Genomic DNA, 12,788 nt, shown 5'->3' with positions numbered 1-12,788 from the left:
ATTGTCAGGTGCGAGCCGTCACGGTGAGAATGATCTGCGGGAGGTCGTGCCAACCGGCTGATCGAGTGATCTGTCGAAAGTGTTCGAATTCCTCGTCCGTGATGTCCAGACTGCCCCGGAGGGGCTCGATAAGTTTGAGCCAGCGGTCGTGGCGTCCACCGCCGAGCCGCCCCGCCTTGGCGTGTATCTCGATATCGAGCAATCCGAGCGTGCCGAGCATCGCTGGTACAGTGCGGATCCACGTGAGAGCGGTGCCATTCCGGTCCAGGTAGTCGTGATACGCACCGAGCACCCGGGCCACGACAGGGTCCGGCGCGTTCGCCTCGTCGAGTTGGTACGGTTCGGTCACCATCAGGATGCCGCCCGGATTGAGCCAGTTCCGCATTCCGGCGAGGATCCGGTCGCGTTCGGGAATATGGATGAGGGTGAACCGGGCATGGATCAGATCGAATCGCCGGGGTGCCCGCCAGGTCGTCGCGTCGGCTTCGATCACTCGGACATTGGGTCGCTTACGCACGACTTCCGGGATGAGGCTGGTGTCGTGGTCGAGTGCGTGGACAGTGGTACCCGGATCGAGGTCGGCAAGGGCCGCGCCGAGACTGCCGGTCCCCGCGCCGAAGTCGAGGATGTTCGCGTACGGGCGGATCGGGAGCGCTCGAATGATCTGCATGCTGTGTTGATCCATGAGATTCGCGATGTGGGTCAGTCGCGCTGCGGTGTCCCCGGCCGTCGCGATTCTCTCGCGGGCCGGTACGGACCTCGCTGTCGGGCATTCCGAGGCTGAGCCGTCGCCGCATCTTCGGTTCAATTGGTGTGCCCCGCTTTTGGCTTCGTACGATTGTCGGGTTCGGTTGGATCTTTCTCGTTTCGCCACATCTCCCACAGCGGCCCGAAGATGAACCACAGGCCGACGATCACCCATGCACGGCCCATCCACCACATCAGGGTGGTGTCCTGCTCTGACGTGGCGACGAACAGGACCAGACCGAGCAGCACGAGAGAACTGATTGTCGCCGCGTTGACCACACGAAACCATTCCCGCATGAGATGGCGTTGCCTGCCCGGACCCGAGCGCGGTGCGGGGACTGGTTCGGGGCCATCAGCGAAACGATGTGCGAAGCGAACGTCCGCCCAACGAATCAACGCAGGGCCGAAGGCGACGGAGAATCCGAGATACATGGCAGCCAACCCGTGTGTGGCATCCGCCTCCGCGCCGCGGTGGAGGTCGACCGCCGTCGCGATGACAAGCACCACATCGAGTGCGGGGATCGTCAACAGCACCGCAGTGCTCAACCCCCGCGCGCGACCGGGATAGCGCAATAGGAGCCCGAGACCGAGAAGTACCCATAGTCCGACTTCGCAAGCCAGAATGACCGCCGCGACAGGGTGATCAGCGAGTAGCTCAGTTGTCATGATGCCCACCTTGGCTCGTCTGTACTAGCTGACATCAGCAATGTAGCACAGGTGTGCTACATTGCTGATGCGCAGTTTCCCATCCGGCTGGTAGGCGCGGGAGAAGGTGAAAGTACATGGGGATGCGGTGGGACCGCACTCGTTGCGGTCGTCCTTCGGGCATCTCGTCCCGGCAGGGTGCACCGTGAGAGCGCGGTCCCGCCACGCCCTAGTTGTCGGCGCGGCGGTCGGACTGGGTGGGTTCGCGGCGGCAGCCGCGCCGTCCGCTGGTCTGCTCTCCCTATCGGTGGCGGGAGCGGTGGCCGCGGCGCTCGTGCTGTCGTCGACCGTATTGCCCCGGGCCGTGGTTGCCGCGGGAGCGTTCACCACTTCGCTCGGCGTGACGGCCGTACTACCCTTCGCTCCGCCGCCGCCCATGCACAATATTGCTGGCGTGTGCCTGGTCCTGGAGATGCTGGCCATCGAGGCGGCGCTCGTCGGAGTGGTGCGCCGATCCTCGACGTCGGTCGCTGCGGTGGTGGGGGCGGAGGGAGCGCTGGCATCGGCCGTCGTGCCGCTACGCGTCGCGGTGGATTCGGCCGTGCCGCCCGATGCGCTCGAGGTGCTGATGTTGTGCTTGGTCGGCGCGCTGCCCGCTGGAGTGGCCATCGCGAGTGGTGGCTACTTACGTGTGTTGGACCAACAGCGTGCGCGCGCGATTGCCCAGACTCGCCGAGAGCAGCGGCTGGCTCTGGCCCGTGACCTTCATGACCTCGTCGGACACGATCTTAGTGGAATCGTGCTGGAAGCCCAAGCGGCGCAAATGGTTCCGAAACGCGCACTGGCCGCGCTCGCGCACATCGAACAGATCGGGGTCGCCGCGCTGACATCGATGGACCACACCGTGCGGATGCTTCACGAGCCGGCCGATACCCTCCCGCTGCCGGGAAATCTAGCCGACCTTCCCGATCTCGTGGGCAGATTCCGATCCGACGATGCCGTCGCCGTTATGGTTGATGCTACAGCCGAATTGCTCGAGGCTGTGCCCAGGGAGACCGGAGCGGTTGCCTACCGGATAGTGGTCGAGTCGCTGACAAATGTGCGCCGCCACGCCGAGGGCGTGCGCGCGGTACGAATTTCGGTACGTGAGCGGCCACACGCACACCTCGAGGTGACCGTCGCCGACAACGGCGTTTCTTCCGCCGGTCGCACTCGCCGACGGGGCGGTCTAGGGCTTGTCGGTCTTGCCGAGCGTGCTGCGGCAGTCGGGGGAACCTTGGAGGCCGGACCGCAACATCCGACGGGGTGGCGAGTGCGCGCAGTACTTCCGATGCCCGCCACGGACTCGTGCCGTAGCGCCGGTATCTGAGGATTTCTGCCGATCGGCAGATGCTCGGTACGGCCGCCACCAATACGGTGTCTACCCGTCCTAGCGATCGGAGGAGTAAACGTTATGCCAATATCCATGCAGCCGTCGCGGACCCCTGCCCAATATGAGGGCATCCCACCGGCGGTGCCGTGGGGCGAACTGGCGATATTCATCGGCGTCACGTTCACCGGGATCACTGCCGCCGCCCTGGCATGGACTACGTTCGGCGACATCGGCAGTGAGTCCGACGCTCTGCTGTTCGGCGGCCTCGGAATGTGTACGCCCGCGCTCGGTTTGCTGGTGGCGGCCGCCTTCACCGGTGATATCCGCCGGCCCCGCCAACTGCTTGCCAGCACCGGGATTTCGCGCCCGGACTCATGGCGCAGATTGGCGCGATTCCTCGCTGTCGGGCTGCTGTTGCCGCTCGCCGTAGTCGCCGCGACCATTGCCATCGCCGTCTTGACCGGCGTTTACCGATTGCACACACCCTTCCCAGTGGCCGCACTGGCGACGGAGCTGGCTATAAGCCTGGTCACCTTCGTCCCGCTGCTGGTACTCATGTTCGGCGAGGAGTGGGGGTGGGGTTACCTGCTGCCCAGGCTCTTGCCGCTGGGCATGCTGCGCGGCGTCGTGCTGAGCGGACTGATCTGGGGACTGTTCCATGCTCCTCTCACACTGCAGGGCTACCTTTACCCGAGCCTCCCAGGCCTGGTCGGCATGCTGATCTTCACGACCGGGAGCCTGTTGCTGGGATGCCTCATGGCCTGGATCAGGATCGCGTCAGGCAGTTTGTGGCCCGCCGTCGTCCTGCACGGTTCGTCGAATCTGCTCGCCAATCCGATCCCGGCGACCATCGGCGCTGCGACCGGACCCGTGGGCGCGTTCCAGACGTCGGTGCCGGGGAGTTGGCCGAGTTGGATCGCCATGTCGGCAATTATCGCCGTACTGGTTATGACCGGCCAGTATCGCCGCGGTCCGATAAGCCAGCCGATACGCTGCTAGCACGAAGATCGTGCTGGCGGAATATCAGAATTTGTCACGGTGGGATTGCTTCCGAAAAGAAAGGTTGATTATGTCTGATAGTACGTTGCGGCTCGAGCCGTTGCCGGAGCTGCATGTGGCTCACGTCCACGGTGAGGTCAACCACATCAGCGAGATAGGCGCGATGGTAGAGGCATTGTTCGGCAATCTGATTGACCGGTTGGATGTAGCGGGGGTATCGCCGGTGGGGCGCAACGTCCGCATCTATAACGGGCGGTCCGATGAGTCGAAGATCGACGTATCGGTCGGAGTGCTGCTGGAGTCGGGCGCGGCGCCGATCGCCGGGTTGGAAACGGTCGAGCTTGTGGCCGAGGCACGCGGGGCGACCATGAGGTACCACCGGTTACCGGTGGACATTGCCGACCCCTGGCTGACTGTAGATGCCTTCCTCGAGGAGCGTGGTCTGGAGTCCTACGGACCATATCGCGAGATCCATTACGAAAACGGCCCCGGGAATCGCCGGATCGTCGAACTGCAATGTCCGGTTCGTGATATCGGCGGCGCATGCCAGTAAACCGGTTCCCCTGCCCGCGTCGTGATGTCCGGTCAGTGCCGGGCATTTGTCGATCGGAATTCGCCCGATGCGGGTGCTACGGCACGAGGCCGTTGTCCTTGGCCCACAGTGCGATACCGACCCTGTTGCGGACCTGTAGTTTTCGCTGGATGCTGGCGACGTGGGTCTTCACCGTACCGGCGGAAATGTAGAGCTCTCGCCCGATCTCTGCGTTCGTCAGACCGCTGGCGACATAACCGGCGATCTCGATCTCGCGAGGTGTCAGTGGTTCCGACGCCGACGATACCGGGGCAGTCGCGTTCAGGCGACGTAGTAGCCGCACCGTGACCGACGGGCTGATCAGGGCGTCGCCGGCCACGGCCGCGCGCACTGCCTCGGCCAGCAATGCCGGGCCCGATCTTTTCAGCAGGAAGCCACAAGCGCCGTGGCGCAGTGCGGCGTGGACGTACTCGTCCAGGTCGAAGGTGGTGACTACGACGACCCGCATGGGTTCGGCCACGTCGGGCCCGGCGAGGATCTTGGTGAGTTCGAGGCCGTCGAGCACGGGCATGCGGATATCGGCGAGCACCACATCCGGCCGTAGCCGCCGGGCCAGATCGACGGCGCTGCGACCATCGCACGCTTCCCCGATCACCTGGATATCGTCGTGCAGGTTCAGGATCAGGCGCAGGTTACGCCGCACCACAGTCTGATCGTCGGCAATGAGTACACGGATCATTCCGGCTCGCTCCGGTATATCGGCGGAAGTGGGCGGAAACGTGTCGCCACGAGAAGCACACCTCACCCTATCCGCGTGAATAGCTTATCGAGCGCCGTAGTTCCCGAAATCTGCCGATCGGGAGATGCCGGCCGAGGCGTGGTCCGGGCATCCTCTCGAACCGACTCCGTCCTGAAAGGAAAATTCGCATGTCGCCCCGATCCCTCGCCGCCTGCACGATCGCGCTCACCGCTGTGACTCTCCTACCCGGGTGCGCATCACATCTCGAGGCGACACCGGAGGTTCGCATCTTTCCCTTCGCGGGGTCGACGCTCGATGTCGAATCGCATGATGTGCCCACCGATCTCGTCGTCAGCAACCGCGGCGACATCAAGGTGACGCGCTGGTTCTCGGCACGCAGCGGAGCCAAGGAGCAATCATGGACGCTGGAGAACGGCCGCCTCGACCTTGTCGCACGATGCGGTGGATTCGCCAACTGTGACGCCAGGTTCGAGGTCGAGGTGCCCCCAACGATCACGGTGCTGCGTAGCGGGAAACCCACCAACCTGCGCGGGGCATGACCGCGCTCTACTGCGGCGCACCGACGGGCCGGGCGTCGCCCTTGCTGGCACGAATGAGCCAAAAAGGGTCGACCGACTGGTTATCAATTGATAACCTGATGTAGTTATCGTTTGATACCCGAATCGGAGTTCACCATGTCTGTAGTCACGACCCAGGTCGACGAGATCCTCTCCGCACTGCGTGAATACCTCGACGATCAGCCTCCGGCACTCACGTTGCCGCCGGCGGCGTACACCTCGCCCGAGTTGTGGGAGTTGGAACGCGAACGAATCTTTGCGCACTCATGGTTGTTGATCGCTCACGGTGACCAACTGGCAGAGCCCGGCGACTACGTGTCGACCTCGATAGCTGGCGAACCTGTGGTGGTCGTTCGCGCCGAAGACCGAGCGTTGCATGCTCTGTCGCCGGTGTGCAGGCACCGGCTCATGTTGATGGTCGAGCCCGGCGCAGGCCGTACCGATGCGTTCACCTGCCAATACCATCTGTGGAAGTACGGTTTGGACGGTCAGCTGCGCGGGGCCCCACATATGGGTCCCAACAAGGACTTCGATGCGCGGTCGTGCCGGTTGCCGCGTTTCGCCGTCGAAGAGTGGAACGGCTTCGTCTTCGTAAACCTTGATGCGAAAGCGGATGCGATCGGCGCGCATCTCGATCTGGGCGCGCAGGCGTTCACCAATTACCGACTCAGCGAAATGGTGCAGGTCGATTCGTGGTCAGTCGAATGGCAGGCGAATTGGAAGGTGGCGATGGAGAACGGGCACGAGAACTATCATGTGCTAGGACTGCATCGGCAAACGTTGGAACCGTTCATGCCCGGCGGCGGTGACATGTATATCGAGCCCTACTCACCGTGGGTGCTGCACGGTCGGATTCCGCTCGCAATCCCGGCGATGGCGCCTACCTTGACCCTGGACGAGGTGCAGCAGACCCATGGCATGTTGCTGATGTGCTTCCCGACCGGCGGTTTCATCGCGTTCGGCGACCAGGTGGTGTGGCTGAGCTTCGTGCCGTCGGCCATCGACCGGGTTCGAGTGCTTGGCGGTGTGCTTACACCCCCCGAGGTTTCCGCATCCTCCGAGGCGGTGACGCGTACTCAGCAAGCGGTGACGGCAATGATCAACGACGAGGATCGGCGGGGACTGGAGGCGGTGCAGCGCGGCGTCGGATCACGCTTCGCCGCGCGTGGACATCTGTGCCCCAAGGAGCAGCCCGGTATGCTCGCGTTTTATCGCAACCTCGCTCATGCGCTGCTGGGGAAGGAACCGACCGACCTTTCGACGGCGAGGTGATTATCATGCCGCTGGTCAGTGAACTACGATCGGCCGGGAAACGACCGATTTCGATATGGGCATGTCGTCTCGCAGTGGCTCTAGGACTCGTCGGCTCGATGTGCGGCGCGGGCGTGGCCGCGGCGGAAGGCGCGGAGATGATCCAGCAGATCGCTGTTCCGCCAGGCTACGCGGGAACAGTGGACAACAGTGCCGACTGTGTACGGCGGTACGAAACGCGGGGATTCGAGCCGAAACAACTGGCCGGGGCAAAGCATCCGTTGTTCCTGTACTTCGTCGGCACCAATATCGGCAAGGACGCCGAGACGGACCGCCGCGAGAACGCACCGGCGGCCAACGCCGTTGCCGAGGCGATGGCCCGACGCGGCTTCGTAGCGCTCGTCGTCGAGTACGACAACAGCTTGCCTGCATTGTTCAGCGATCATGGCAATCAAACGCGCTGCCTGTTCTCGCCGCGCGAGCACGGCAGCCTGCTCAATGCCGCCTGCGCGCTCCATAATGTCGACTGTGATTCGGGTATCGCGACCTGGGGGCACAGTCAAGGCGGCGCCGTCGCGCACCTAGCGCCCAATCACGACCCGCGGGTACGTGCTGTGTGGACGACAGGCTATGCCGGCAATATGCCGTCGGTACTCTCGAAGTACCGTCTCCGTGTCCTCGCTGGCGAGAACGAGGGCGAAGACAAAGCTCGGGAACTCACCAAGGCTGCTGGCTTCGACCCGAGCGAATGCCCGGACGCGGTGCGCGGCGTGTGCTTGCGTGCCGACGGCAGCGGCTGGGTGCTGGTACGCAAAACCGATGTCGAGACCAGCGCCGATCACTGCTGGTTCTACCGACGTTCGTGTTTGGATTCGGAAGGGTTTCTCGAGCCGAGCTGGGTCGATCGGCATTCGACGAAGCCATATGCCATCGAGTCCAACGCCGACTGGGTCGCCCGCACCGCACGTGCGGCGTGATGGGATGCCAGTCGTCCTCAGAGGGGCGACAGGCCATCGAATATCACATGCGATTACTCCAATGTGAGGTCAGCGGTAGCGCTACCTGCTACCTCGTTCAGAAAGGCGGTCTATGACGAAGATATCTTCGTATCTGCGTGCAACGGTATTGCGGCAACACGATTCAGAACGGATCGGCCCGTTCGTCGCGGGGTTCGACGCCTACAGTGACAACCTCTTTCGAAACTACGCGGTTCCGGATGACGGTGCCTTGCCGACGTCCGCCGATGTCGGGGCTCTGGTCGCGGCCTTCGAGCGCCGGGGACGGGTGCCACGGCTGGAGTACCTGCCCGCAGCCGCGACGGAGGTGTTGCCGGCTCTGCTGAACGCAGGATTCGTTGTCGAGGACCAACTGCCGGTGATGACCTGCGGCCGCGCCGACGTTCAGGAATGCGCGGCTCCAGACGATGTCATCGTGGAGATCGCCGTCGACGACGAACAACTATGGCGTTGCGCCACGGTCCAGAATGCTGTCTACGGCGGTGGTGTGGCTGATCGGCACGATGTGGACAGACTACGGAGTGTGGTCGACGGTGGGGGTCATGTGGTCATCGCTCGGACGCGCGACGAAGTAGCGGTCGGATCCGGATTGATCACCGTGCCTGTCGGCGATGTGAGCGAGCTCGCGGCGATCGGAGTAGTCGAGCAATGGCGGCGGCGAGGCATCGCCGCAGCGATGATCAGTACGCTCACCCGAGCCGCTCATGACACGGGGACCGAGATTGTCTTCTTGATGGCGGAAGGCCCGGCCGAACGACGGATACATCTGCGTGTCGGGTTCGCTGACATGGACAACATCCTGCTGATCAGCAGACCGTAGACCGTCGCCGAATCGGCCCGGGCCGCGCCACGCCGGCATGGTCGGCACCCGCGGCGGCCAAGCGGCGTGTAAAGATTTCGTAGCGGCGTTCGGTAACCGGTCGAGGCGTACCGGTGAGGTGCGTACCTAAAATCCGGAGGTGTTCGGCCGATGTAGCTGGTTTGCGCAGCTCTTATCGTCGTTACGACACATCCTGCCAGATGACGGGCGAAGTCGATTCAGCCTTCATTGGTGAACAACTACTGAGGAGACGCGTTGGGAAGCGGTACGGTCAGAGTCGGCGTCAGCGCCGCATCGATATTCGGCCTGCTTGCTGCGGCTCTGGTCTTCGGAGCCGGCGCAGCAAATGCGCGGCCGGAGAATTGCCAGATCGATCGCAGCCTGATGGGTGCCAGTGCTGTCTGCCATAGCGGCACGGGGCTACATGCTGTGGAAATCGACTGTTTCGGGGTGTTCGTCAAGCCAGCGGGCCTATTTCCTGAGCTCGGGCGTTATACGGCGTCCGGGTATCCGTACACGCCGATCGGCCAGAAATCCGAGGCAGGTTGCCGGGACGGCAGCGCGCTCAATTTCGGTATTGTAACCGATGCGCGCATTCGCGAAACATTCCCGGGCTCCTGATTTGATAGTCGACCGGGATCAGTCGGTCCTGGCCGCAGCCCATAGCCTGGTAATTCTGGACTGGATAGAGGACCCGCCGCCCACGGGGAGAGGCCGGGTCCTCTATCCAGTCGTCCAGTCAGCGGCCTATTCCCAGCGCACTCGACAATGTCGACAGGTGGCATGGGATGTTGCCTGGATAGCATGGCGGTCCGGGCGTGGCTACGGGAGCTGCGGAATCGGTAACCGCAGGGGTCAGCGGCAAAGCCTCCGCAGCGGCGGGTGCACTCATCAGCAGCGGTGCCGCGATGAGTCCGGCGGCCATGATCCAGAAATTGGAACCGGATTTATTCACAGAATACCTTTCGGTGCGTTCTCGTCTCATGAGCGCGGTAGCCGGGATGCACAGTGCTCGGCTTGGAGCGCGCTCATCCAACTTATGGTATTTTCAACTCGAATGCACGTCATCGGTGGCTCATCGTCGCATTCTAGGTACCGATGCGGCCGGACGCGTCCGTACCGGAATCGGATCTGCCGGAGCCGCGGGCATCTGTCTTTACTCCGTTACCTGATGTGCTCTCGGATCTCCGCTGGTTGATCTCGGATAGTCGAAAGTATTGCCCCGGTCGCTGCTCTGCAGCGCGGGAGACCTCCTGGCGAATAGCCAACGGGGCGTAAGCGGCTATCTCAGTCCGTGAATTAATTTGCAGCTTGCTGAGTATTGCGACGACTTGGGCGTCGATGGTCTTGCGGGAGCGCCCACGCTTGGCTGCGATCATGCTGTTGGACCATCCGGCTGCGGCAAGCACGGCTACCTCCGACTCAGCGCCGGACAGGCTCGACCACAGGCCATGTTGAACGGCCGAGTCGTCGGATTCGATCGGATGATCGCGTTCCAGAATAAGCTCGGCGACGCGCCTCGGGCTGTCCATCGATAATGACCGCCCTTCCTGTTCCGCGAGGCGGAAAGCGCTGGAACCCAGTACTTTTCGAGCGCGTTCGGCAGCAATCCAGGATTCTGCACGGAACGGTTCGTACGGTCGGGCGCCGGCGATCACAGTTTGCCGGTATGTCTCTCCGGCGCCGAGTAGCCTGCCGACTTCTATAGCCCAGTCGCGCAGCTGGCCGGCCCGGCTCTGTCTCCGCTCATTCTCGAGCAGCGCCGCCAGCGCCCAGGCTCGGATGCTGACCGTCCATAGGGCACACCACGGGTCGCGTTCCACGCCAGGTGAACGTAGGACCTGGTCGACAATGTCCAGCGCCGCCCGCGGGCGACCTCGCTTGTACTGTGCGATTGCCAGATTGAGTTTGCCCCACACAATTGGCCATCTTGCGCCGATTACGTTCACCTCGGCCAGATGAGACTCGATCAGGTGCAGTCCCTCATCAGACGTGTCGTAGAACGCAGTGGCCCCGACCAGGCTCATGCGGGTCATCTCGGCGCACCCGGTGTCACCATCTCGCTCGAACTTCGTTCGCGCGTACTCGAAGACGCGGACGGACCGCGGATCGTTGTCTACCAGGAAGAGCTCCAGAGCTCGAAACAGATCCACGGCGCCGGGCGCTCCGTGATCGATGCATGGGTCGTCACGTAACGCTGTGGCGAGCTCGGGGGCAAAACTTCCCTCGGCCAGACATCGGCTGATGACTTGGTGTACCTCAGCGATGTCTCCTTGAAGGATGGCGATGAAACCGGCGAAGGCGCGTGCGCCCGAGCGCAGCATTGCCGCTTCAGGCGTGGTATTACTGGTCGCGGCCAGCGTCTGTTCGATCCATCGCTGCACTCGGCGAAGTGAACCTGTGAAGTACGGGACGCGCATCGCCAACAAGTTGACGGCGAGCTCCAATCCGACCAACGCAGCATCCGGCGTCCCGAGACTGCTTTCGATTGCGGAAGCCACGTTGTCCCACGACCGGGAGGCCCACTCGAGTAGCTCTATTTCCCTCGGACCGTACCAGTCGTCGCGCGAGGCGGCGAGTCGGTCCCGATAGTAATTGCGGTGGCGCGTGCTCAAACGCTCGAATTCCTCGTGCCCACGCTCTTCGAGACGTTGAATGGCGTACACGCGTAGACTCTCGACCAGAGAGTAGTGCGATTCGTGCCCCTCCATATGCAGCGTGACCAGGGAGCGATCAACCAGTTGTTCGAGTATCGCGAGGACTTCGTTGGGTTCGATTCGATTGTCTGTAGCCGCACCACCGTGGTCTTCTGCCGGGTCCGAGCAGATCGCGGTAATTGCATCGCGATCCGCGCCGCCTCCTACCGGGAAGTCTCCGCTGCCTCGCACATCGAGACCCGGCGCAAATACGGCCAAACGTTCGAACAGCAGCTTTTCTTTGGCACTGCACAGCTGGAATGACCAATCGATTACGGCCTTGATTCTTCGGTGGCGATCCTCGACACCGGCGTGCCGGTCACCGGGCCAATTCAACCGCTGGTCGCTAGCCAGCCCGGTCAGGTCCCGGTGTACTGCCGATAACGGTTGATAACGCAGCCGCGCCGCAGCGAGAATAATTGCGAGCGGGTGATAATGTAACCGCCGGCAAATTCCTGCCGCGATGGTCTCGGTTGGTTTGCCGAGAGAAACACCGGCGATATCGGCGCGGTGGGAGAACAACGCCAAAGCTTGGCCGGGTGTCAAGGACGGAACGTCAACCACGCGTTCGCTGGGCAACCCGATAGTTGTCCGACTGGTAGCGAGTACGGTCAGTGCGGGGACGAGTGCGAGCAGCTCGCGCAGAACCGCGCCTATCGCGTCCACGACGTGTTCACAACCATCAACCACCAGCAAGACGGGGGGTCGTCGTCCGGCGCCATCCGTCCAATCGAGTGTATCGACGACGGCGTCCCAGGCGGGTCGCCCCGAGAAGTCCGTCGTCACGATCGCGCCGGCGATCTCATTCACGATGGCCTCTCGGTCGGCCTCTCTCGGCAGCCGCGCGAAACCCGCCCAGTGCACTCGCACGCGCCGAGCGCGCTGATATCGAAAGACGACCTGCTGGGCAAGGCATGTCTTGCCGACACCGCCGCTACCGACGAGCGTGATCAGCCGCCGAGGGCCCAGCAGCAATGTCGGTACCAATTCCAATTCGTGCTCGCGACCTACGAAATATTCTGTTTCCAGAGAACCGGGAATTTGCCGAGAGCGCAATGGTGACCTCACGTTGTGCCGCAACCGATAATAGGATATGCAGCGGTTATTTCCAGAGCATCCGCTGAGGTGCTGGTTGCCCGTGTCGATTGACGATGCCGGTGCAGGGAGCTCTTTCGGCCCTTGCGACGGCTCGACCACTATAACGCTTGGTTGGCGGCGGCTCCGTCATCCTATCGTAGGATTGCCCTGTCCATCTCTAGGGGTACCTACGGTAGTCGTAGGGATGCCTGAAGGTGGGGTATCTTCTGCCGATGCCGAGCCGTCGTTCACGTACTTATGCTCGGGTGCAGCGAAGGAGCAGCGGCCGAGGCGTGCTCCAGCGCATACGGCGTCA

Annotated in this window: 12 protein-coding genes; 8 read left to right on the top strand and 4 right to left on the bottom strand. The window is 62.9% G+C overall.

Annotated elements, in window-relative coordinates; translation table 11 throughout:
* Positions 1-4: 4 nt before the first annotated feature.
* On the bottom strand, positions 5-685 hold the full coding sequence (locus tag NWFMUON74_RS33940) for a class I SAM-dependent methyltransferase (RefSeq protein ID WP_269475306.1): 681 nt from the start codon (positions 683-685) through the stop codon (positions 5-7).
* Positions 686-804: 119 nt separating this feature from the next.
* Complete coding sequence (locus NWFMUON74_RS33935) at positions 805-1,413, bottom strand: hypothetical protein (RefSeq protein ID WP_187685768.1); 609 nt, start codon at positions 1,411-1,413, stop codon at positions 805-807.
* 298 nt (positions 1,414-1,711) lie between these two features.
* Between NWFMUON74_RS33935 and NWFMUON74_RS33930 the strand changes: the two genes are divergently transcribed.
* The 3 genes from NWFMUON74_RS33930 to NWFMUON74_RS33920 all read left to right on the top strand — a co-directional run bounded on the left by NWFMUON74_RS33930 (position 1,712) and on the right by NWFMUON74_RS33920 (position 4,316).
* A complete protein-coding gene (locus NWFMUON74_RS33930; protein ID WP_187685767.1) occupies positions 1,712-2,761 on the top strand; it encodes a sensor histidine kinase in 1,050 nt (349 codons plus the stop codon).
* 84 nt (positions 2,762-2,845) lie between these two features.
* Positions 2,846-3,763 (top strand): CPBP family intramembrane glutamic endopeptidase, encoded by a 918-nt coding sequence (locus NWFMUON74_RS33925; protein WP_187685766.1) that lies wholly within the window; start codon positions 2,846-2,848, stop codon positions 3,761-3,763.
* A 70-nt stretch (positions 3,764-3,833) separates the two neighbouring features.
* On the top strand, positions 3,834-4,316 hold the full coding sequence (locus NWFMUON74_RS33920; RefSeq protein ID WP_187685765.1) for a GyrI-like domain-containing protein: 483 nt from the start codon (positions 3,834-3,836) through the stop codon (positions 4,314-4,316).
* A 76-nt stretch (positions 4,317-4,392) separates the two neighbouring features.
* Here NWFMUON74_RS33920 and NWFMUON74_RS33915 read toward each other — a convergent pair whose 3' ends face one another.
* Positions 4,393-5,034, bottom strand: a complete 642-nt coding sequence (locus NWFMUON74_RS33915) for a response regulator (RefSeq protein WP_187685764.1) — start codon at positions 5,032-5,034, stop codon at positions 4,393-4,395.
* A gap of 188 nt (positions 5,035-5,222) precedes the next feature.
* Here NWFMUON74_RS33915 and NWFMUON74_RS33910 point away from each other — a divergent pair, with 188 nt between their 5' ends.
* From NWFMUON74_RS33910 to NWFMUON74_RS33890, 5 genes are all read left to right on the top strand, one after another.
* Positions 5,223-5,594 (top strand): hypothetical protein, encoded by a 372-nt coding sequence (locus tag NWFMUON74_RS33910; protein ID WP_187685763.1) that lies wholly within the window; start codon positions 5,223-5,225, stop codon positions 5,592-5,594.
* Positions 5,595-5,729: 135 nt separating this feature from the next.
* Positions 5,730-6,884, top strand: coding sequence for an aromatic ring-hydroxylating oxygenase subunit alpha (locus tag NWFMUON74_RS33905; protein WP_187685762.1), 1,155 nt, complete (start codon positions 5,730-5,732; stop codon positions 6,882-6,884).
* Between the two features lie 5 nt (positions 6,885-6,889).
* Positions 6,890-7,840, top strand: a complete 951-nt coding sequence (locus tag NWFMUON74_RS33900) for a hypothetical protein (protein WP_187685761.1) — start codon at positions 6,890-6,892, stop codon at positions 7,838-7,840.
* A 112-nt stretch (positions 7,841-7,952) separates the two neighbouring features.
* Complete coding sequence (locus tag NWFMUON74_RS33895; protein WP_187685760.1) at positions 7,953-8,699, top strand: GNAT family N-acetyltransferase; 747 nt, start codon at positions 7,953-7,955, stop codon at positions 8,697-8,699.
* A 255-nt stretch (positions 8,700-8,954) separates the two neighbouring features.
* Positions 8,955-9,320, top strand: coding sequence for a hypothetical protein (locus tag NWFMUON74_RS33890; protein WP_187685759.1), 366 nt, complete (start codon positions 8,955-8,957; stop codon positions 9,318-9,320).
* 467 nt (positions 9,321-9,787) lie between these two features.
* Here NWFMUON74_RS33890 and NWFMUON74_RS33885 read toward each other — a convergent pair whose 3' ends face one another.
* Positions 9,788-12,475, bottom strand: coding sequence for a LuxR C-terminal-related transcriptional regulator (locus NWFMUON74_RS33885; RefSeq protein ID WP_187685758.1), 2,688 nt, complete (start codon positions 12,473-12,475; stop codon positions 9,788-9,790).
* Positions 12,476-12,788 lie beyond the last annotated feature (313 nt).

The sequence above is a fragment of the Nocardia wallacei genome (assembly GCF_014466955.1).
Lineage (GTDB): Bacteria > Actinomycetota > Actinomycetes > Mycobacteriales > Mycobacteriaceae > Nocardia > Nocardia wallacei.
The sequence above is the reverse complement of the archived record's forward strand: the minus strand, read 5'-3'. Positions and strand labels throughout refer to the sequence as shown.

Excerpts from the sequence above, each read along its gene's own strand:
- NWFMUON74_RS33935 (WP_187685768.1), bottom strand. The coding sequence starts at position 1,413 with ATGACAACTGAGCTACTCGCTGATCACCCTGTCGCGGCGGTCATTCTG.
- NWFMUON74_RS33905 (WP_187685762.1), top strand. The coding sequence starts at position 5,730 with ATGTCTGTAGTCACGACCCAGGTCGACGAGATCCTCTCCGCACTGCGT.
- NWFMUON74_RS33895 (WP_187685760.1), top strand. The coding sequence starts at position 7,953 with ATGACGAAGATATCTTCGTATCTGCGTGCAACGGTATTGCGGCAACAC.
- NWFMUON74_RS33920 (WP_187685765.1), top strand. The coding sequence starts at position 3,834 with ATGTCTGATAGTACGTTGCGGCTCGAGCCGTTGCCGGAGCTGCATGTG.
- NWFMUON74_RS33925 (WP_187685766.1), top strand. The coding sequence starts at position 2,846 with ATGCCAATATCCATGCAGCCGTCGCGGACCCCTGCCCAATATGAGGGC.
- NWFMUON74_RS33940 (WP_269475306.1), bottom strand. The coding sequence starts at position 685 with ATGGATCAACACAGCATGCAGATCATTCGAGCGCTCCCGATCCGCCCG.
- NWFMUON74_RS33900 (WP_187685761.1), top strand. The coding sequence starts at position 6,890 with ATGCCGCTGGTCAGTGAACTACGATCGGCCGGGAAACGACCGATTTCG.
- NWFMUON74_RS33910 (WP_187685763.1), top strand. The coding sequence starts at position 5,223 with ATGTCGCCCCGATCCCTCGCCGCCTGCACGATCGCGCTCACCGCTGTG.
- NWFMUON74_RS33915 (WP_187685764.1), bottom strand. The coding sequence starts at position 5,034 with ATGATCCGTGTACTCATTGCCGACGATCAGACTGTGGTGCGGCGTAAC.